The following is a 19,814-nucleotide window of genomic DNA, read 5'->3' on the forward strand; positions in this document are numbered from 1 at the left end:
AACGGCCGGCTTCCCGGGGCACGCCCCCGGGAAGCCACAGTCACAGAAGGCGAGCGCAGTCCACAGCCATGCACGTCGCGCATCTGTCGCTCGCCGACTTCCGTTCCTACGCCCGGGCCGAGGTACCCCTCGACCCGGGCGTGACGGCGTTCGTCGGGCCCAACGGCCAGGGCAAGACCAACCTGGTCGAGGCGATCGGCTACGTCGCCACCCTGGGCAGCCACCGGGTGGCCACCGACGCCCCGCTGATCCGGCTCGGCGCCGAGCGCGCGGTGATCCGCACCTCGGTGCTGGCCGGGACCCGCAGCACCCTGATCGAGCTGGAGATCACCCCGGGCAAGGCCAACCGGGCCCGGATCAACCGCTCCGACAACGTGCGCCCGCGGGACGTCCTGGGCCTGCTGCGGACCGTGCTGTTCGCCCCCGAGGACCTCACCCTGGTCAAGGGCGACCCGGGCGAGCGCCGGCGCTTCCTGGACGAGCTGCTGACCGCCCGCGCGCCCCGGCTGGCCGGCGTCCGCCAGGACTACGAGCGGGTGCTCAAGCAGCGCAACGCCCTGCTGAAGACCGCCGCGATGGCCCGCCGCTCCGGCGGTGGCAAGGGCGCGGACCTCTCCACCCTGGAGGTCTGGGACGGCCATCTGGCACGCGCCGGAGCCGAGTTGACCGCCTTCCGGATCCAGCTGGTGGCCTCCCTGCAGCCCCTGGTGACCGCCGCGTACGGGCAGCTCGCGCCCGGTGGCGGCGAGACGGTGCTGGAGTACCGCAGCTCCTTCGAGGGTGAGCTGCCCACCAGCCGTGAGCAGGCCGAGGAACAGCTGCTCCAGGCCCTCCAGGCCGTCCGCAAGCAGGAGGTCGAGCGCGGCCTGACGCTGGTCGGGCCGCACCGCGACGAGCTGGGCCTCAGGCTCGGCCCGCTGCCCGCCAAGGGCTACGCCAGCCACGGGGAGTCCTGGTCGTACGCGCTGGCGCTGCGGCTGGCCTCGTACGAGCTGCTGCGCGCCGACGGCGGCGAGCCGGTGCTGATCCTCGACGACGTCTTCGCCGAGCTGGACGCCACCCGCCGGGACCGGCTGGCCGAGCTGGTCGCCGGGGGCGAGCAGGTGCTGGTCACCGCGGCGGTCGCGGAGGACGTCCCGAAGGTGCTGGCCGGGGCCCGGTACGCGGTGGCCGACGGCGCGGTGCGCCGGGTCGACGCCTGACGAACCGCTCCCCCGCTCCCCTACCCCACCGACCTGCCGTGCGACCTGCCGTCCGACCCGTCCGGCGTGCCCCCCTTCCCGTCCGCTCCCGTACGCTGGACGGCTCACCGGCGCGCAGCCGCGACGGTTGTCCACAGGCTGGGGAAAGGAGATCGCCGTGAGCGATCCGACCGGGAAGTCCCCTCAGCCGGGCGCCCTCCCACCGAGTGCCGTCCCGCCGGACGGCGCGGAGCTGACCGGGGCCGACCTGGCCCGCTCGGCGCTGCGGGCGGCCCGGGCGCAGGCCCGCCAGCGGGGCGAGCAGGTCCGGGAGAAGCGCGAGGCGAAGCGGTACGGGCTGCGCAGCGGCGCGCGTTCGGACGGCCGGGACCCGGTGCCGCTGGGCGCGGCCCTGAACCGGCTGCTGACCGAGCGCGGGTGGGAGTCCTCGGCGGCGGTCGGCGGGGTGATGGGCCGGTGGGCGCAGATCGTCGGCCCGGACATCTCGGCACACTGCGAGCCCACCTCCTACGACGACGCGGCCGCGGTGCTCACCGTACAGTGCGACTCCACCGCCTGGGCCACTCAACTGCGTTGGCTCGCAAGGCAGTTGGTGGCTCGACTGAACCACGAGCTGGGGCACGGCACGGTCAAGACCATCAAGGTGCTGGGGCCGGCCGCGCCGGTCCGCGGCTACGGACGACTGCGCGCGCCGGGCAGCAAGGGGCCGGGCGACACCTGGGGGTGACCGCGGCCGGCGCGGTGTCGAGCGGACCGGGATCTTCCGGAACCCCTGACGGCCCTTCCAGGCGCTCTCAGCCCCCGGGGCGAGTATCGGGACATGTGCGGAGGGGATTCAGGGCGGTACATCTGCCCTCAGGGGCTGCCAAACGCCCATCTCTGTCAGTCCTACCGGTAGACTGAAAGCCAAACACTGTTGCTACTGGCAACCGAGTCAAAACGCCGTGGTCGCACGCCCTCCCGTCCAGTGGGAGGGGATGCGGCCCGCGCTGTGCCAGAGAGGGCGCTTCGTGGCCGATTCCGGCAACCCCAGCCAGACCCAAGAACCCATCGACCCGGCGACCGGAAAGGCCTACGACGCCGACGCCATCCAGGTGTTGGAGGGCCTCGACGCCGTCCGCAAGCGCCCCGGCATGTACATCGGCTCGACGGGCGAGCGCGGCCTGCACCACCTGGTGTACGAGGTCGTGGACAACTCCGTCGACGAGGCGCTGGCCGGGCACGCCGACACCATCGACGTCACGATCCTGTCCGACGGCGCGGTGCGGGTGGTCGACAACGGCCGCGGCATCCCGGTGGGCATGATCGCGAGCCAGGGCAAGCCGGCCGTCGAGGTCGTCCTGACGGTGCTCCACGCGGGCGGCAAGTTCGGCGGCGGCGGCTACGCGGTCTCCGGCGGCCTGCACGGTGTCGGTGTCTCGGTCGTGAACGCGCTGTCGACCCGGCTCGCGGTGGAGATCCACACGGAAGGCTCCCGCTGGACGCAGGAGTACAAGCAGGGCGCGCCGACGGCCCCGCTGGCCAAGCACGAGGCGACCGAGCGCACCGGTACCAGCGTCACCTTCTGGGCCGACCCGGACATCTTCGAGACCACCGTCTACTCCTTCGAGACGCTGTCGCGGCGCTTCCAGGAGATGGCCTTCCTCAACAAGGGCCTGACCATCTCGCTGACGGACGAGCGCCCGGAGCACGCGGACGAGGACGGCACGCCGCTCTCGGTGACGTACAAGTACGACGGCGGCATCGCCGACTTCGTCGCGCACCTCAACTCCCGCAAGGGCGAGGTGATCCACCCGTCGGTGATCGACTTCGAGTCCGAGGACAAGGACAAGTCGATCTCGGTGGAGATCGCGATGCAGTGGAACACCTCGTACACCGAGGGCGTCTACAGCTTCGCCAACACCATCCACACGCACGGCGGCGGCACCCACGAGGAGGGCTTCCGCGCGGCGCTGACCGGCCTGGTCAACCGCTACGCGCGGGACAAGAAGCTGCTGCGCGAGAAGGACGACAACCTCTCCGGTGAGGACATCCGCGAGGGTCTGACCGCGATCATCTCGGTCAAGCTGGGCGAGCCGCAGTTCGAGGGCCAGACCAAGGACAAGCTGGGCAACACCGAGGCGAAGACCTTCGTCCAGAAGGTGGTGCACGAGCAGCTGAACGACTGGCTGGACCGCCACCCGGTGGAGGCCTCGGAGATCATCCGCAAGTCGATCCAGGCCGCCACCGCCCGCGTCGCCGCCCGCAAGGCCCGCGACCTGACGCGCCGCAAGGGCCTGCTGGAGAGCGCGTCGCTGCCGGGCAAGCTGAGCGACTGCCAGTCCAAGGACCCGGCCGAGTGCGAGATCTTCATCGTCGAGGGTGACTCCGCCGGCGGTTCGGCCAAGCAGGGCCGCGACCCGCGCATCCAGGCGATCCTCCCGATCCGCGGCAAGATCCTCAACGTCGAGAAGGCGCGGATCGACAAGGTGCTGCAGAACACCGAGGTCCAGGCGCTGATCTCGGCCTTCGGCTGCGGCATCCAGGAGGACTACGACGAGTCCAAGCTGCGCTATCACAAGATCGTTCTGATGGCGGACGCCGACGTCGACGGGCAGCACATCCGCACCCTGCTGCTGACCCTGCTGTTCCGCTTCATGCGGCCGCTGGTCGAGTCCGGGTACGTGTACCTGGCGATGCCCCCGCTGTACAAGATCAAGTGGGGCAAGGACGACTTCGACTACGTCTACTCCGACCGCGAGCGCGACGCCACCATCGCGGCGGGCGTGGCGGCCGGGCGCCGGCTGCCCAAGGACGACGCCATCCAGCGCTTCAAGGGTCTGGGCGAGATGAACGCCGAGGAGCTGCGGATCACCACCATGGACCAGGCGCACCGACTGCTGCAGCAGATCACGCTGGAGGACGCGGCCCGCGCCGACGACCTGTTCTCGGTCCTGATGGGCGAGGACGTCGAGGCCCGCCGCTCCTTCATCCAGCGCAACGCCAAGGACGTCCGCTTCCTGGACGTGTGACGGGGCCCGCCCCTGCCAGCACAGTCCAGTCACGCGTGAAAGGAAACTGACCACCAGTGGTCGACGACAACCGTCCCGACGGCGAGCAGCCGGACGCCAGCACCGCCACCGACACGTTCGTGTCCCGGGTCGAGCCGATCGAGCTCGAGACCGAGATGCAGCGCTCCTACCTCGACTACGCGATGAGCGTGATCGTCAGCCGTGCGCTGCCCGAGGTCCGCGACGGCCTCAAGCCGGTGCACCGGCGCGTGCTCTACGCGATGTACGACGGCGGGTACCGCCCTGAGAAGGGCTACTACAAGTGCGCCCGCGTCGTCGGCGACGTCATGGGCAACTACCACCCGCACGGTGACACCTCCATCTACGACACCGTGGTCCGGCTGGCCCAGCCGTGGTCGCTGCGGATGCCGCTGGTGGACGGCAACGGCAACTTCGGCTCGCCGGGCAACGACCCGGCCGCGGCCATGCGCTACACCGAGTGCAAGCTGATGCCGCTGGCCATGGAGATGATGCGCGACATCGACGAGGAGACCGTCGACTTCGCCGCCAACTACGACGGCCGCTCGCAGGAGCCCACCGTCCTGCCCGCGCGCATCCCCAACCTGCTGGTCAACGGTGCCACCGGCATCGCGGTCGGCATGGCCACCAACATCCCGCCGCACAACCTCCGCGAGGTCGCCTCCGGCGCGCTCTGGGCGCTGGAGCACCCGGACGCCTCCAACGAGGAGCTGCTGGAGGCCCTGATCGAGCGGATCAAGGGCCCGGACTTCCCGACCGGCGCCCTGATCGTCGGCCGCCGCGGGATCGAGGACGCGTACCGCACCGGGCGCGGCTCGATCACCATGCGCGCGGTGGTCGAGGTCGAGGAGATCCAGGGCCGCCAGTGCCTGGTGATCACCGAGCTGCCCTACCAGGTCAACCCGGACAACCTCGCGCTGAAGATCGCCGACCTGGTCAAGGACGGCAAGGTCGCCGGCATCGCCGACGTCCGCGACGAGTCCTCCTCGCGCACCGGCCAGCGCCTGGTGATCGTGCTCAAGCGCGACGCCGTCGCCAAGGTGGTGCTGAACAACCTCTACAAGCACACCGACCTGCAGACCAACTTCGGCGCCAACATGCTGGCCCTGGTCGACGGCGTGCCGCGCACGCTGTCGCTCGACGCCTTCATCCGGCACTGGGCCAACCACCAGGTCGAGGTCATCGTCCGCCGGACCACCTTCCGCCTGCGCAAGGCGGAGGAGCGGGCGCACATCCTGCGCGCCCTGCTGCGCGCGCTGGACATGATCGACGAGGTCATCGCCCTGATCCGGGCCTCGGCCAGTGCCGACGCGGCCCGCTCCGGGCTGATGGAGCTGCTCTCCATCGACGAGCTCCAGGCGAACGCCATCCTGGAGATGCAGCTGCGCCGCCTGGCCGCCCTGGAGCGCCAGCGGATCATGGACGAGCACGACGAGCTCCAGCGCAAGATCGACGAGTACAACGCGATCCTGGCCTCGCCGGTCCGCCAGCGGGAGATCATCTCCGAGGAGCTGACCGCGATCGTCGAGAAGTACGGCGACGAGCGGCGTTCCACGCTGATCCCGTTCGACGGCGACATGTCGGTCGAGGACCTGATCGCCGAAGAGGACATCGTCGTCACGATCACCCGTGGCGGCTACGTCAAGCGGACCCGCTCCGACCTCTACCGCTCGCAGAAGCGCGGCGGCAAGGGCGTACGCGGTGCCCAGCTGAAGCAGGACGACATCGTCGACCACTTCTTCGTGACGACGACCCACAACTGGATCCTGTTCTTCACCAACAAGGGCCGGGTCTACCGGGCCAAGGGCTACGAGCTCCCGGACGCCGGCCGTGACGCCCGCGGCCAGCACGTGGCCAACCTGCTGGCCTTCCAGCCGGAGGAGCACATCACCCAGGTGATGGCGGTGCGCACCTACGAGGACAAGCCGTACCTCGTCCTCGCCACCCGGGCCGGCCTGGTGAAGAAGTCCGCGCTCAAGGACTACGACTCGCCGCGTTCCGGCGGCCTGATCGCGATCAACCTGCGACAGGACGAGGAGGGCCGGGACGACGAGCTGATCGGCGCCGAGCTGGTCTCCGCCGAGGACGACCTGCTGCTGGTCTCCCGCAAGGCCCAGTCGATCCGGTTCACCGCGACCGACGACGCGCTGCGGCCCACCGGCCGCGCCACGTCCGGCGTCAAGGGCATGTCCTTCCGCGAGGACGACGAACTGCTGTCGATGAACGTGGTCCGGCCGGGGACGTACGTCTTCACCGCCACTGACGGCGGCTACGCCAAGCGCACCGGGGTGGACGAGTACCGTGTCCAGGGACGCGGTGGCTTCGGCACCAAGGCGGCGAAGATCGTCGAGGGCCGGGGTTCGCTGGTCGGCGCCCTGGTGGTGGACGATTCCGACGAGATCATGGCGATCACCCTCTCGGGTGGGGTGATCCGCACGAGGGTTTCCGAGGTTCGTGAAACCGGACGTGACACCATGGGCGTCCAACTGATCAACCTCGGAAAGCGCGACGCGGTGGTGGGCATGGCCCGCAACGCGGAGGCCGAGGACGAGTTGCTGGAGGACGAGGCGGTCGACGCCGAGTCCACCGAGGTGGCCGAGGGTACGGAGACGGCGGCGGGCGGCGAGGAAGCCCAGGCCTGATCCCTACCGCGCGGGCCGGTGCCGCCACGTCCGTCCACGGACGTGGCGGCACCGGCCGCCGACCGGTTCCGGGCAATCCCGCCGGGTGCTGGATGACGAGTGACGACGCAGGGCGGCACCGCCGCTCTGGTGGGAAGTGCGGGAGGACCAGTGAGTGGAGCCACGGGTGCTGCGGGAGGAGCCACCGGCGGCCGTCCGGGCGCAGCACAGGGCGGCGGGGGCTACGGGGTGCCGCAGCCGCCGGCCGAGCACCCCTCCGCGTCCACCTCGCTGATGCCACCGGTCGGTGCGGCGGGCCAGGGCGGCGGGGCGACCTACGGCGGGCAGCCGACCCCCCCGCCGCCGCCGGGTGCCCCGGTGCCGGGCGCGAGCGGGTTCTCGCAGCCGACGACGTACGCCAAGGGGCAGCCGACGCCGCCCCGGGGCACCCGGGTGAGCGGCAACACCCCGCCCGGCGGGACGCCCGTCCCGGGCGGTGCCCCGCGCCGGCCCGGCCCCGCGCCGGCTGCCGCTGGTCCTGGCCTCGGCCGGACCCGCAAGGCCCGGCTGCGCGTGACCAAGGCCGACCCGTGGTCGGTGATGAAGGTCAGCTTCCTGCTGTCGCTGGCGGTCGGGATCATCATCATCGTGGCGGCCGCGGTGCTGTGGATGACGCTGGACTCGCTCGGGGTGTTCGACTCGCTGGCCAAGACCCTCAAGGAGGTCACCGCCGGCGAGGCCCCCAACAGCGGCATCAACCTGATGGACTACGTCGGGTTCGGCAAGGTGATGACCTTCACCTCGCTGATCGCCGTGGTCGACGTGGTGCTGCTGACCGCGCTGTCCACGCTCTCGGCGTTCATCTACAACGCGGCGGCCGGCTTCACCGGTGGTATCGAGCTGACCCTGGCCGAGGAGGACTGACCCCGGCCGCGCCGTCCGGGGGCTGATCCCCGGTCATATCTTCGTCCCCGGACGGAATGTGCGGGCCCCGGAGGCTGTTACAGCCTCCGGGGCCCGTCGGCATTTCGGGTGACAGCCGGTCCCCGCGGCGTGCCGCCCGGCCGGGCGTCCGCCGCGGTGAGATTGGCTGGGGGTGCTCGTGCCGTTTCCGACTGCCGCAGGCAGCCCCCCGGTCCGACCGGCCGGGGCAGGTACGGCTGTGCAGGTACGGCTGGACGGAGGCGCGTGATGGCTCAGCTCGCAAGGCAACTGGTCGAGGCCCTGGAAGGGCTGCTGGGGGTCCCGGTACCGCTGCGGGTGCAGGTGTGGGACGGCAGTGCCGCCGGGCCGCCGGGGGCGCCCACGGTGGTGCTGCGCAATCGGCGTGCGCTGCGCCGGCTGCTCTGGCAGCCGGGCGAGCTGGGCCTGGCCCGCGCCTATGTCTCGGGAGACCTCGAACTCGCCCCCGGTACCGACCTCTACGAGGTGCTGACGGTGGTCGCGCACCTCGCCGAGCACCCGGAGGTCCGCGGGCTGGCGCTGGGCCCGGCCGACGTGGTCGGCCCCAGGGGCCGCCGGGCGCTGGGGGCGCTGCTGCGGGCCGGTGCGCTCGGTCCGCAGCCCGCCCCGCCGCCGGAGGAGGCCCGGGCGGTCCGGGGGCGGCTGCACAGCCGCGGCCGGGACCGCGCGGCCATCAGCCACCACTACGACGTCGGGAACGACTTCTACGGGCTCGTCCTGGGCTCGTCGATGGTGTACTCCTGCGCCTACTGGGAGCCCACCGCGAAGAGCCTGGAGGCGGCCCAGGAGGCCAAGCTCGACCTGATCTGCCGCAAGCTCGGCCTGCGGCCCGGGATGCGCCTGCTGGACGTCGGCTGCGGCTGGGGCTCGCTGGTGCTGCACGCGGCGCGGCACTACGGCGTCACGGCGGTCGGCGTCTCGATCTCCGCGGAGCAGGTCTCGCTGGCCCGCCGGCGGGTCGAGGAGGCCGGTCTGGCCGACCGGATCGAGATCCGCCTGCAGGACTACCGGGAGATCCCGGACGGCCCGTTCGACGCGATCTCCAGCGTCGGCATGGCCGAGCACGTCGGCTCCGAGCAGTACCGGACGTACGCCGAGGGCCTGTACGGCCTGCTGGTGCCCGGCGGCCGGCTGCTCAACCACCAGATCGCCCGCCGCCCCGACCACCCGGGCGAGCCGCACCGCCCGAGCCCGTTCATCGACCGCTACGTCTTCCCGGACGGCGAGCTCTCCCCGGTCGGTTCCACCGTGGCCCGGCTGGAGGAGGCCGGCTTCGAGGTCCGTGACGTCGAGTCGCTGCGCGAGCACTACGGGCTGACGCTGCGCGAGTGGGTGGCCAACCTGGAGGCGCACTGGACGGAGGCGGTCCGGCTGGTCGGCCGGGGCCGGGCCCGGGTCTGGCGGCTGTACATGGCGGCCTCCGCGCTCGCCTTCGAGGAGAACCGGATCGGGATCAATCAGGTCCTCGCCGTCCGGACCGGTCCCGAGGGTGCCGCCCACCTTCCGGCCACCCGTGAGGAGTGGCTGCTCCGTCGCCCCACCGCTTCCCACCAGCGGACTGCCGCCGCGGCCCCCGCCGATCAGGATTTTGGAGATCGGCCGTCGGTCCGCTAATCTTTCAGTGCGGCAAGGGCCTATAGCTCAGACGGTTAGAGCGCTTCCCTGATAAGGAAGAGGCCACAGGTTCAAGTCCTGTTAGGCCCACCACCGCGAAGGGCCCGGAGCGATCTCGCTCCGGGCCCTTCGGCGTTTCCTCGTCCGGCGGGGAACCGCGCGTCCGCCCCGGGGCTTGTCCGGGGAGGACGGGTGGAGGGATGGTGGCGGTATGGCGCTGTTCTGGGCGATGAGCATTCCCGGGCTGGTCTGCGCGCCGGTGGTGCTGGCCTTCGTCGACCAGCCGGCGCTGCGGGCGCGCCGGTCGCGCTGGATCCCGTGGCGGGGACGGGCCGGGAGGGCCAGGTCTCGGCGACCGGATTCGAGCAGCTGCACGCGCAGTTCGCGGCGGGCGAGCAGCACGAGCTGGACGAGCGGCGCAACACGCTGATGCTGCGCGACGAGGAGGGTGAGGGTGCCCCGCCGCGGACCAGGGTGGACCTGGTGTCCGGTACCGCGGTGGTGGTCGCGCGGCCCCGCCGGTGACCGGTCGGGGGCGTGCCGGGGGCGGTCGCCGGGCCGGTCCTGGGCGGGCCGACCGTACGACAGAAGGTATGGCGTCAATCCTGCGGCCGGACGCCTTGGTTGGCGGCAGCGGTGGCTGGTCACGATTGGGACACCGGTGTGTATCATCGGCCGCAAGGGCAGTCTGGCACCCGGCCGCCCGTTCGTGCTCGTGACAACTCATGGACTCGTCGGCCCGGCCAATCCGGTCGGGGTACGGCTGTTGAGTCCGATACGCAAGAAGGACGAGGTCCCGCGGTGAAGAAGCTTCTCCTGGTCGCCCTGGTCGCCCTCGGCGGCTTCTTTGTCTACCGTCAGGTCCAGGCGGACCGCGCCGAGCAGGACCTGTGGACCGAGGCCACCGACCCGGTTCCGGCCGGTCGCTGAGGCCCCGGCCGATCTGACGATCGACGATCTTCGGAGGCGCCGTACGGCGCCTCCCGGGCCGGCCGGCCCGGTCCGCTGACCGGGCCGGCCGGCTTCCGGGCACCGGTCGGGCCCGAGTGTCGGGACAGGGCGTGGGATTCGCGCCGGGACCCGGTACGCTAGTGCCCGGCGGTACACGCGGTGCCGTCGAGGGGCTTTAGCTCAGTTGGTAGAGCGCTGCCTTTGCAAGGCAGATGTCAGGAGTTCGAGTCTCCTAAGCTCCACAGGCGAACAGACGATCGGCCGCTGACCCGGGTTCGGGTCGGCGGCCGATCGGCGTTCTGCGGGGGTGCGGGCCGGTCAGTGCGGCTTGCGCGGGTCGTGCGGCTTGGGGTGGTCGTCGTGGTCGGGCGCCGCCGGACCCGGCTCGGGGGTGGCGCCGCCGGACTCGGCCGGGGTGTCGGCCGCAGCCGAGGTCTCGGCGGTGGAGCCGTTCACCGGGCTGGTGGTGGCGCCCGGCGCGGTGCTGTCCGTCGGGCCGCTGCCGGCGGCGTGGGAGCCGCCGTGCTGCGGGGCCGTGGCCGTGGACCCCGACGCCGGGGCGGGATCCCCGGTCGGGGGCTCGACCAGCCACTCGGGGTCGCTCTGCTGGTGCCACCAGCGCCAGACCAGGACGCCGCTGCAGATCGCCACGGCGCCCGCCAGGGCGAGACCGGTGGCCCAGCCGTTGCGGTGCTCCTTCTTGATGTTCCGCGCGGCGAGGTCGCTGATCTCGGCCGAGGTCACGTGGCCGTGCAGCGCGGTCAGCGCGGCGGCGCCGCGGGTCTGGGCCTCCTGCGCGACGGGGACGACGGTGGCACGGGCCCCCTCGACCGCGAGGGCGACCCTGGGGACCACGGTGGAGCGGGCCTGGTCGGCGGCGTGGATCGCGGAGAGCCGGGCCGCCAGGGCGGTCTCCTGGGCCCGGTGCAGGGCCTTGAGGGTGCTCTTCTGCGCTTCGGGCGGCAGGCCGGCGAAGGCGTGTTCCAGCTGCGGGGCCAGGTGCTTGGCGTACTGGACGCGGACGCTCTGGGCCGCCTGGGAGGCCTTCGGCCCGATGGCTTCCGCAGCGGGGGCCAGCCGCTGCTTCGCGCCGTCCGCGAGGTGCACCGCGGTCTCCCTGGCGGTGGCGGCGTAGGGCGCGAGAGTGTCCCGGGTCTTGCCGGCCGTCTCACGAGCTGAGTCCAAACGGGTCACGAGTCTCTCCTCCTGGGTGGCGTCCTTTATGCACATATCCACCTGAATGCTGATCATGCATGCTGTTTTGTCCGACAGCACTCCGGAGTGGGCCGTACGCGGGGCACGGGACGGACCGCCCCGCCCGGTGGGCGAGGTCCGGATCCGGTCGGTGGAGATCGCTCGCGGCGGACCCGCCGCAGTACGCTGACGATCCCGGTGCCACCCGTCCGGCGGGTGCCGGCGGGGCCGCGCAGCCGAGTACGACGAGTACGAGAAGGGGTTACCGCTGATGCTCCCGGACGAGTCCAGGCCGCCGACGGACGAGGACCCGCGGCCGGGTGGGTCCGGGCCGTCCCACTGCTACCGGCACCCGGAGCAGGAGGCCGGTGTCGGCTGCTCCCGGTGCGGCCGGCCGATCTGCCCCCGGTGCATGGTGAACGCCTCGGTGGGCTTCCACTGCCCGGAGTGCGTCGGCGGGGACAACCGGCAGGTGCGGCAGGCGACCACCCGCTTCGGCGGGCAGCTGACCGCGGACGGCGCGCTGGTCACCAAGGTCCTGATCGGGATCAACCTCGCGGTCTTCCTGCTGGCCGCCTACGTGCTCACGCCGTGGCTGTCCGAGGACCTCTCGCTGTACAGCGTCGGCCCGCAGATCACCGGCTTCCCCTACGGCGTCGCGGCCGGGCCGGACCAGTGGTACCGGCTGCTGACCGCGACCTTCCTGCACGTCGCGCCCTGGCACGTCGCCACCAACATGGTGATGCTCTGGGTGATCGGCCCGTCGTTGGAGGCGGCGCTCGGCCGGGTCCGCTTCCTGGCCGTCTACCTGCTGTCGGGCCTGGCCGGCAGTGCGTTCGCCTTCCTGCTGGCGGGCGGCTTCATGAACTCGCTGGGCGCCTCCGGCGCCGTCTTCGGGCTGCTCGGCGCGACCGTGGTGATGTTCAAGCAGACCAGGACGCCGCTCGGGCCGGTGATCGCGCTGCTGGTCTTCAACCTGATCGTCACGTTCTCGGTGTCCGGCATCGACTGGCGGGCGCACATCGGCGGGCTGATCGCCGGCACGCTGACCGCGATCGGGCTGATGTACGCCCCGCGGGAACGCCGGGCGGTCGTCCAGGCGCTGACGGTGGCGGCGATGGCGGGTCTGGTGCTGCTGATGGTCCTCGTCGGGACGGCCCGCTACGGCGGGTGACCCTCCCGCACGTTTGTCCACAGCGGGCGGGGTGTTGTGCACAGCCGGTACGGCGGGCGGGCCGCGGACCGCTGTTCTACGCGTGTCCTGCTGTGCGGACCCGGCATTCGGGGGACGGTGTGCGGGGGTGTGGAAAGTGCGCCCGGCGTGAGTTATCCACAGGCCGGGCGGACTTTTCCCCAGTGTGGATAACCATGTGGATAAGCGCGATAAACGGGATAACCGCCGCCCGGTATCCGGACACACCACGGCGCCGCCCCGCGGAACCTGTCCCGGGGCGGCGGGGGAGAACGCTCAGGGCAGCAGCCCCGGCGTCACTTCCACTGGGTGGAGACGCCGAATCCCGCCGCGATGAAGCCGAAGCCCACCAGGATGTTCCAGTTGGCCCAGCTCTCCACCGGCCAGCTGCCACTGGTCACGTAATAGGTGACGATCCAGACCAGACCGACCAGGAACAGTGCCAGCATCAGCGGGGCTACCCAGCTCCGGCCCGAGCTGATCTTCACCGTGGCCGTCGTCGGCGGGGTGTAATCGGACTTCTTGCGGAGTCGAGACTTCGGCACGAGGAGCTCTCCTGTCGATGCGCTGTGAGACCGCGCAGGGATTCAGCGGGTGAGGCGGCTGGTGGTGGCTGTGCAGAACGTTAGGGGAACCGGTCCCGCACATGCCACCGGCGTCCGTTAGCGTAGTGGCTCGGCGGGTCTGAAGGAGATAAGGGTACGGTGCCTAATTTGTCGATTCCTCCTCGGCCTGCCCGCTCTCGCGTCGCCGGTACCCGAATTGTCGGCCGTGCCCTGACCTGCGCCGTCTTCGCGCTCGCCGGCCTGCTCTTCTACATCAGCGCGCAGACCGCCCGCGGCACCGATCTGCGCACCGACAACTCGCTGCTGAACCTCGGCGACGTGATTCGCCAGCGCAGCTCGCAGAACCAGCAGTCCCAGGCGCAGCTCGCCGACCTCCAGGCGCGTTCCCAGGCGCTCACCGCCCAGCAGGGCCGCAGCCCCGCCGACACCGCCCAGCTGACCGCCCTCCAGCAGGCCGCCGCGCTGGAGCCGCTGCAGGGGCCCGGACTGACCGTCACCCTCAACGACGCCCCGCCGAACGCCACCGCGCGCATCCCCGGGGTGCCCGAGCCCGGGGTCAACGACCTGGTCATCCACCAGCAGGACATCCAGGCGGTGGTCAACGCGCTCTGGCGGGGCGGTGCCGAGGGCGTCCAGGTGATGGACCAGCGGCTGATCTCCACCAGCGCCGTCCGCTGCGTGGGCAACACCCTGCTGCTCCAGGGCCGGGTCTACTCGCCGCCGTACGTCGTCAAGGCGGTGGGGCGCACGGACGCGCTGCGTTCCGCGGTGGACGCCGACCCGACGATCCGCAACTACCTGCAGTACGTGCAGGCGTACGGGCTGGGCTGGAAGGTCCAGGAGAGCGGCGAGCTCACCCTGCCCGGCTACTCCGGCACGGCCGACCTGCGCTCGGCCCAGGGCCAGTGACCGGCGGGCGGTGACCGACCGACCGACCGCCCGCCTGACCGCCCGACCGAACCGCCGGCGCGAGCGCCGACCGGGCCCCGGAGCGCAACGGGCGGGCACAGCCGGGGAAGCCCGCCTCACGGGCCTGGATCACGGGTCTACTCTTGACCCCAGTCTGTTGCGTCGAGGGAGCACCATGTACGGCTGGATCTGGCGACACCTTCCGGGGCACCCCCTGGTCCGGGCCCTCATCTCGCTGCTCCTCGTCCTGGGGGTGGTCTACCTCCTGTTCACGTACGTCTTCCCGTGGGCGGAACCGCTGCTCCCCTTCGGCGACGTCACAGTGGACGGCGACGGCGGCGCCGCCGGCTGAGCCGGCGGTCCTGCTCCTCCCCCCAGTCCCCGCAGCCCACGGAGATAGCGCGCGAATGACCCCCCAGCTGACCTCGCCCCGCATCCTGGTCGTCGACAACTACGACAGCTTCGTCTTCAACCTGGTCCAGTACCTCTACCAGCTCGGTGCCACCTGCGAGGTGGTGCGCAACGACGAGGTGACGGTCGAGCACGCGGTGCGCCGCGCGGGCGGGACGGGCTTCGACGGGGTGCTGCTCTCCCCCGGCCCGGGTGCGCCCGAGGAGGCCGGGGTCTGCATCGAGATGGTCCACCACTGCGCGCGGACCGGGCTGCCGGTCTTCGGCGTCTGCCTGGGCCTGCAGTCGATCGCGGTCGCGTACGGCGCGGTGGTCGGCCGGGCGCCCGAGCTGCTGCACGGCAAGACCTCGCTGGTGGAGCACGAGGACGGCGGGGTCTTCGAGGGCCTGCCCTCGCCGCTCACCGCGACCCGGTACCACTCGCTGGCGGTCGAGCCGGCCACCGTGCCGGACGAGCTGGTCGTGACCGCCCGGACCGAGAGCGGCGTGATCATGGGCCTGCGCCACCGCGAGCTGCCGGTCGAGGGCGTGCAGTTCCACCCGGAGTCGGTGCTCACCGAGGGCGGCCACCGGATGCTCGCCAACTGGCTGGCCGAGTGCGGCGATCCGCTGGCCGTCGGCCGTTCGGCCGGGCTCGCCCCGGTGATCGGCCGGGGCTGAGCGGCATGACCGCCGTGCGTCCGGAGGGGCGATACCAGTCGGGGGCGGATCCGCAGGGGGCCGGCGCGTACGGCCCGGGCGGCCAGTACCGGCAGCAGGGCCCGCAGTACGGCGGCCAGGGCCAGTACGCGCCGAACGGCCAGTACCAGCAGCACGACCCTTACGGGGCGCAGCCGCTCGGACCGGACGGCCACCTGCCGGGCCAGCCGGAGCAGGGTGGGGCCGAGGACGGCTGGAGCGTCTACGACCAGGTCGGACAGCCCGGTACGGGCGCCGGGGCCCACCAGGAGCAGCCCGAGTACCCCTGGCTGGCCGACCAGACGCTCCAGCTGCGTCTCCCGGCCGCCCTGGGTGAGGAGGCACCGCCGGTCGGCGGCCGGGCCGAGCGCCGGCGCGCCGCGCAGGGCCGGATGTCCGTGCGCTCGGGCGGCGGGCGCCGCCGGGCGGCCGGTGCGGCCGCCACGGGCCGGGCTCGCCCCAAGGAGTCGCCGGCCGTGGTGGTCGCCCGCCTCGTCGGCGAGCTGTGCATCACGCTCGGCCTGGTGATGCTGCTCTTCGTCTCCTACCAGCTCTGGTGGACCAACGTGCAGGCCGACGCGGCCGCCGACGGTGCCCGCAACCAGCTGGAGCAGCAGTTCGACGCGGTCCAGCCGGCGCCCGGCGCACCCGGTGCGCCCGGGCAGCCCGCACCGGACCCGGCCAAGCCGGAGACCTTCGAGCCGGGCAAGGGCTTCGCGATCATCCACCTGCCGAAGCTGGGCCTGAAGTTCCCGATCGCCGAGGGCACGTCCAAGTCGGCGGTGCTCGACAAGGGGCTGGTCGGCCACTACACCGGCACCGGGATGCCGGCCGACAAGGCGGGCAACTTCGCGCTGGCCGCGCACCGCAACACGCACGGCGAGCCGTTCCGGCACGTCAACCAGCTCGGCAAGGGCGACAAGATCGTGGTGGAGACCGCCACCGCGTACTACGTCTACGAGATCACCGGCGGCATTCCGGAGACCCCGCCGTCCAACGTGAGCGTGATCAAGCCGGTGCCCAACGGCTCCGGGTACAACCAGGCGGGCCGCTACATCACCCTGACCACCTGCACCCCGGAGTTCAGCTCCAAGGCGCGTCTGATCATCTTTGGCAAGATGATCGAGGAACGGCCGCGGAGCCAGGGCAAGCCGGCCGGCCTCACGGTCGGGTAGGGCCGCGGCGGACGGCCGCCGCACCGGTCGTACAGCGAGCGAGGGGGAGTACAGGTGACCCAGGACGAGACGGTGGAGCCGGCGGCGGAGGCCTTCCCGCCGCCCGCGCCCGCCCGGCGCCGGCGGGGCCGGGCGCTGGCCGCGCTCGGCGTCCTCGGCGAACTGCTGATCACCCTCGGCCTGGTGCTCGGCCTGTTCGTCGCCTACTCGCTCTGGTGGACCAACGTGGAGGCCGACGCGGCCGCCGCGCAGGCCTCCGACCGGCTGCGCAGCGCCTGGGCGGCGGGGCCGCCGAGCGCTCCCCCGTCCGTCCCCGGTACTCCGGGCCCCTCCTCGGCGCCCGGCCCGGCCTATGCGGCGGGCGACGGGATCGGCTTCCTGCACGTGCCCGCGATGGGCAGGGACTACCAGGTGCTGATCCGGATGGGCACCGACGCCGACACCCTGGCCGAGGGCGTCGCCGGGGTGTACGAGCAGCCCTACCGCGCCGCGATGCCCTGGGACGAGAGCGGCAACTTCGCGCTGGCCGCGCACCGGGACGGCCACGGCGCGAAGTTCCACGACCTCGACGCCGTCCACAAGGGCGCCGCGATCGTGGTCGAGACCAGGGACAAGTGGTACGTCTACAAGGTCGACAGCACCCTGCCGGAGACCTCCAAGTACGACACCGGCATCGTCGCCCCCGTCCCCAAGGGTTCGGGCTACCAGGCCCCGGGACGCTACATCACCCTGACGACCTGTACGCCGGTCTACACCTCGCGCTACCGGATGGCCGTCTGGGGCAGCCTGGTGCGGGTGGACGCCGTGGACGCCGCGCGCACCCCGCCGCCCGAGCTGCGCCACTGACCGCGCCGGACGGCCGCGAACGCCCGAGGGCCCGTCGCAGCTGCTGCGACGGGCCCTCGGGCATTGCCTCAGAACCAGGGGAACCGAGGACTAGGGGTTACCCCCTTTGGTGGTGGAAGGTGAGGGGTTGGTGGGGGAGTCGCCCCCTTTGGTGGGCTCGGGCGGCTTCACCATCAGGGTGATCGAGGTGTTCGGGTCCACCTGGGTGCCCGCGACCGGCATGACACCCGTGACCGTGCCGTTCGGGTCCTGCGAGCCGAGCAGCGTGTAGCCCAGGCCGAGCGTCTGCAGCTGCTTGATCGCTTCCTTGACCAGGACGTTCTGCAGCGGCGGGACGGTGACCTTGTCCGGCGCCTTGTAGATCGTCAGAGTGATCTTCGAGTTGGCCGGGGCCTTGCTGTTCGGCGGGAGCGACTGCGAGGCGACGGTGTTGACCTTGCCGGGTTCGTTGGTCGCCGTCGTCTTCGAGGCGTCGACCTGGAAGCCGGCGCTCTCCAGGGCGGTCTGCGCGGCCTCCTTCTGCTGGCCCACCACCCCGGGGACCTGGACCTTGGTCTTGCCCTGGGAGACGGTCAGCTTCACCGGCGCGGTCGGGTCACCGGGAGTGCCGGACGCCGGGTCCTGGGCGGTGACCTGCTCCTGCGGAGCCGTGTCGTCGTCCTTGTACTCCGGGACGACGTTGGTGAAGCCGGCCTCGTTGAGCGCCTTGGTCGCCTGGTCCTTGGTCTTGCCGACGACGTTCGGCACGTTGGCCTTGGCCGGGCCGGAGGAGAGCTGCACCGTGATGGTGGCGGTCTCGGCGATCTGGCCGCCGGCCGCCGGGTTCTGGGTGCAGATCTGGTCCTTCTTGACGGCGGCGTCCGGGCAGGGCACCTTCTCGCCCTCGGTCACCACCAGCTTGGGGCCGGCCTGCGCGGCCAGGGTCTTGGCGTCGGCCAGGGTCTTGCCGACCAGGGTCGGTGCGGTGACCTTGGGGGCTTCCTTCTTGTCGTCGCCCTTCTTGTCGCCGAACATCGCCTGGGCGACGAAGAAGGTGCCGACCAGGACCAGGACGGCGGCCACCGCCAGCAGGATCCAGGAGGTGTTGCTCTTCTTCGGCGGCTCCTCGCCGCGCCGGCCCCCGCCGCGGCCGTAGCCGTCGTCGTTGCCGCCGCCCGGGCCACCGGCGTAGTTCTGGCCGTAGCCGTCGTCCTGGTAGCCGGGCTGCTGGCCGTAGCCGGGCTGTCCGCCGGCCTGCGGCTGCATCGTGGTCGGACCGCCGCCGGGCTGCTGCGGCAGCACGTTGGTCTGGCCGTACGGGTCGTGCTGCGGGTAGCCGTTCTGGTCGTAGCCGTACCCGGCGCCGCCCATGCCGTACGCGGCGGCCTGCTGGGCGGCGGCCACCGGGAGGCCGTCGAGGAAGCGCTCGATGTCGTCGCGCATCTCGTCGGCGCTCTGGTAGCGGTAGTCGCGGTCCTTGGCGAGCGCCTTCAGCACGATCGCGTCGATCTCGGGGCGCACTTCGGGGTCGAAGGCGGACGGCGGCTGCGCCTCCTCCCGGACGTGCTGGTAGGCCACCGCGACCGGCGAGTCGCCGACGAACGGCGGCCGGACGGTCAGCAGCTCGTACAGCAGGCAGCCGGTGGAGTAGAGGTCGGAACGGGCGTCGACCTGCTCGCCCTTGGCCTGCTCGGGGGAGAGGTACTGGGCGGTCCCGATGACGGCCGAGGTCTGCGTCATGGTCATCCCGGCGTCGCCCATCGCCCGGGCGATGCCGAAGTCCATGACCTTGACGTTGCCCTGCCGGGTCAGCATGACGTTGGCGGGCTTGATGTCGCGGTGCACGATGCCGGCCCGGTGCGAGTACTCCAGGGCCTGCAGGATGCCGATGGTCATCTCCAGCGCCCGCTCCGGCAGCAGCCGGCGGCCGGAGTGCAGCAGCTCGCGCAGGGTGGACCCCTCGACGTACTCCATCACGATGTACGGGATGGAGATGCCGTCGATGTAGTCCTCGCCGGTGTCGTACACGGCGACGATCGCGGGGTGGTTCAGTGACGCCGCGGACTGCGCCTCACGGCGGAAGCGGGCCTGGAAGGACGGATCACGGGCCATGTCGGCCCGGAGCGTCTTCACTGCGACGGAACGGCCGAGCCGGGAGTCATGGGCGAGGTACACCTCGGCCATGCCGCCGCGTCCGAGGACGCCGCCGAGCTCGTACCTGCCGCCTAGGCGACGAGGCTCTTCCATAGTTCCGACCCTCTCCCTCACCCGCCGGTGAGGTTGTGACGTAGGTGTCCCCGCACGCTCTGAGTGACGCCGGACCGGCCCCGGGTGGTTCTGCGATCAGGACCCTTTGACGCCTCGCGGGCGGCAACGGGCACACCCGCTGCTGCGGATACGCTACCGGTCGCACCCGGTCGGACCGGAGTCGGCCGTCGGCCGATACCAGACCGGTATCCGGACGGCGGGTCCGATCGTGACATTC

Annotated in this window: 17 protein-coding genes and 2 tRNA genes; 16 read left to right on the forward strand and 3 right to left on the reverse strand. The window is 71.8% G+C overall.

Annotated elements, in window-relative coordinates; all coding sequences use genetic code 11:
* Positions 1 to 68 precede the first annotated feature (68 nt).
* The 10 genes from recF (at position 69) to AB0J08_RS14720 (ending at position 10,622) form a co-directional block, all read left to right on the forward strand.
* Positions 69 to 1,202: a DNA replication/repair protein RecF gene (gene recF / locus AB0J08_RS14675; RefSeq protein ID WP_360632499.1), complete on the forward strand. Its 1,134-nt coding sequence runs from the start codon at positions 69 to 71 to the stop codon at positions 1,200 to 1,202.
* Positions 1,203 to 1,434: 232 nt separating this feature from the next.
* Positions 1,435 to 1,929, forward strand: coding sequence for a DciA family protein (locus AB0J08_RS14680; RefSeq protein WP_360632733.1), 495 nt, complete (start codon positions 1,435 to 1,437; stop codon positions 1,927 to 1,929).
* A 250-nt stretch (positions 1,930 to 2,179) separates the two neighbouring features.
* Entirely contained in the window at positions 2,180 to 4,213 is a 2,034-nt protein-coding gene (gene gyrB / locus AB0J08_RS14685) for a DNA topoisomerase (ATP-hydrolyzing) subunit B (protein ID WP_360632736.1), read from the forward strand.
* A gap of 119 nt (positions 4,214 to 4,332) precedes the next feature.
* Positions 4,333 to 6,873 carry a DNA gyrase subunit A gene (gene gyrA, locus AB0J08_RS14690; RefSeq protein WP_360632739.1) on the forward strand — a complete coding sequence of 847 codons (2,541 nt, stop codon included), beginning with the start codon at positions 4,333 to 4,335 and terminating at the stop codon, positions 6,871 to 6,873.
* Between the two features lie 150 nt (positions 6,874 to 7,023).
* Positions 7,024 to 7,776 (forward strand): DUF3566 domain-containing protein, encoded by a 753-nt coding sequence (locus AB0J08_RS14695; RefSeq protein ID WP_360632502.1) that lies wholly within the window; start codon positions 7,024 to 7,026, stop codon positions 7,774 to 7,776.
* A 267-nt stretch (positions 7,777 to 8,043) separates the two neighbouring features.
* Positions 8,044 to 9,429: a cyclopropane-fatty-acyl-phospholipid synthase family protein gene (locus AB0J08_RS14700; RefSeq protein WP_360632505.1), complete on the forward strand. Its 1,386-nt coding sequence runs from the start codon at positions 8,044 to 8,046 to the stop codon at positions 9,427 to 9,429.
* A 16-nt stretch (positions 9,430 to 9,445) separates the two neighbouring features.
* Positions 9,446 to 9,522, forward strand: a tRNA-Ile gene (locus AB0J08_RS14705).
* Between the two features lie 225 nt (positions 9,523 to 9,747).
* Positions 9,748 to 9,954 (forward strand): DUF6191 domain-containing protein, encoded by a 207-nt coding sequence (locus tag AB0J08_RS14710; RefSeq protein WP_360632508.1) that lies wholly within the window; start codon positions 9,748 to 9,750, stop codon positions 9,952 to 9,954.
* A gap of 276 nt (positions 9,955 to 10,230) precedes the next feature.
* Entirely contained in the window at positions 10,231 to 10,359 is a 129-nt protein-coding gene (locus AB0J08_RS14715; protein WP_014137031.1) for a DLW-39 family protein, read from the forward strand.
* Between the two features lie 190 nt (positions 10,360 to 10,549).
* Positions 10,550 to 10,622: transfer RNA gene (locus tag AB0J08_RS14720), tRNA-Ala, on the forward strand.
* 76 nt (positions 10,623 to 10,698) lie between these two features.
* Here AB0J08_RS14720 and AB0J08_RS14725 read toward each other — a convergent pair.
* Positions 10,699 to 11,574, reverse strand: a complete 876-nt coding sequence (locus AB0J08_RS14725; protein WP_360632511.1) for a DUF5324 family protein — start codon at positions 11,572 to 11,574, stop codon at positions 10,699 to 10,701.
* Between the two features lie 412 nt (positions 11,575 to 11,986).
* Here AB0J08_RS14725 and AB0J08_RS14730 point away from each other — a divergent pair, with 412 nt between their 5' ends.
* Positions 11,987 to 12,748, forward strand: a complete 762-nt coding sequence (locus AB0J08_RS14730) for a rhomboid family intramembrane serine protease (protein ID WP_360632513.1) — start codon at positions 11,987 to 11,989, stop codon at positions 12,746 to 12,748.
* A gap of 314 nt (positions 12,749 to 13,062) precedes the next feature.
* Here AB0J08_RS14730 and crgA read toward each other — a convergent pair whose 3' ends face one another.
* On the reverse strand, positions 13,063 to 13,311 hold the full coding sequence (gene crgA, locus AB0J08_RS14735) for a cell division protein CrgA (protein ID WP_360632516.1): 249 nt from the start codon (positions 13,309 to 13,311) through the stop codon (positions 13,063 to 13,065).
* 174 nt (positions 13,312 to 13,485) lie between these two features.
* Here crgA and AB0J08_RS14740 point away from each other — a divergent pair, with 174 nt between their 5' ends.
* The 5 genes from AB0J08_RS14740 to AB0J08_RS14760 all read left to right on the forward strand — a co-directional run bounded on the left by AB0J08_RS14740 (position 13,486) and on the right by AB0J08_RS14760 (position 17,350).
* Complete coding sequence (locus AB0J08_RS14740) at positions 13,486 to 14,241, forward strand: DUF881 domain-containing protein (protein WP_360632742.1); 756 nt, start codon at positions 13,486 to 13,488, stop codon at positions 14,239 to 14,241.
* Between the two features lie 175 nt (positions 14,242 to 14,416).
* Positions 14,417 to 14,593: a hypothetical protein gene (locus AB0J08_RS14745; RefSeq protein WP_329488814.1), complete on the forward strand. Its 177-nt coding sequence runs from the start codon at positions 14,417 to 14,419 to the stop codon at positions 14,591 to 14,593.
* A 55-nt stretch (positions 14,594 to 14,648) separates the two neighbouring features.
* Positions 14,649 to 15,311 carry an aminodeoxychorismate/anthranilate synthase component II gene (locus AB0J08_RS14750; RefSeq protein ID WP_360632519.1) on the forward strand — a complete coding sequence of 221 codons (663 nt, stop codon included), beginning with the start codon at positions 14,649 to 14,651 and terminating at the stop codon, positions 15,309 to 15,311.
* A gap of 5 nt (positions 15,312 to 15,316) precedes the next feature.
* Positions 15,317 to 16,504 (forward strand): class E sortase, encoded by a 1,188-nt coding sequence (locus AB0J08_RS14755; protein WP_360632521.1) that lies wholly within the window; start codon positions 15,317 to 15,319, stop codon positions 16,502 to 16,504.
* A 54-nt stretch (positions 16,505 to 16,558) separates the two neighbouring features.
* Positions 16,559 to 17,350 carry a class E sortase gene (locus tag AB0J08_RS14760; RefSeq protein WP_360632524.1) on the forward strand — a complete coding sequence of 264 codons (792 nt, stop codon included), beginning with the start codon at positions 16,559 to 16,561 and terminating at the stop codon, positions 17,348 to 17,350.
* Positions 17,351 to 17,440: 90 nt separating this feature from the next.
* Here AB0J08_RS14760 and pknB read toward each other — a convergent pair whose 3' ends face one another.
* Positions 17,441 to 19,576: a Stk1 family PASTA domain-containing Ser/Thr kinase gene (gene pknB / locus AB0J08_RS14765; RefSeq protein ID WP_360632527.1), complete on the reverse strand. Its 2,136-nt coding sequence runs from the start codon at positions 19,574 to 19,576 to the stop codon at positions 17,441 to 17,443.
* Between the last annotated feature and the right edge of the window lie 238 nt (positions 19,577 to 19,814).

This window comes from Kitasatospora sp. NPDC050463 (assembly GCF_040655255.1).
Lineage (GTDB): Bacteria > Actinomycetota > Actinomycetes > Streptomycetales > Streptomycetaceae > Kitasatospora.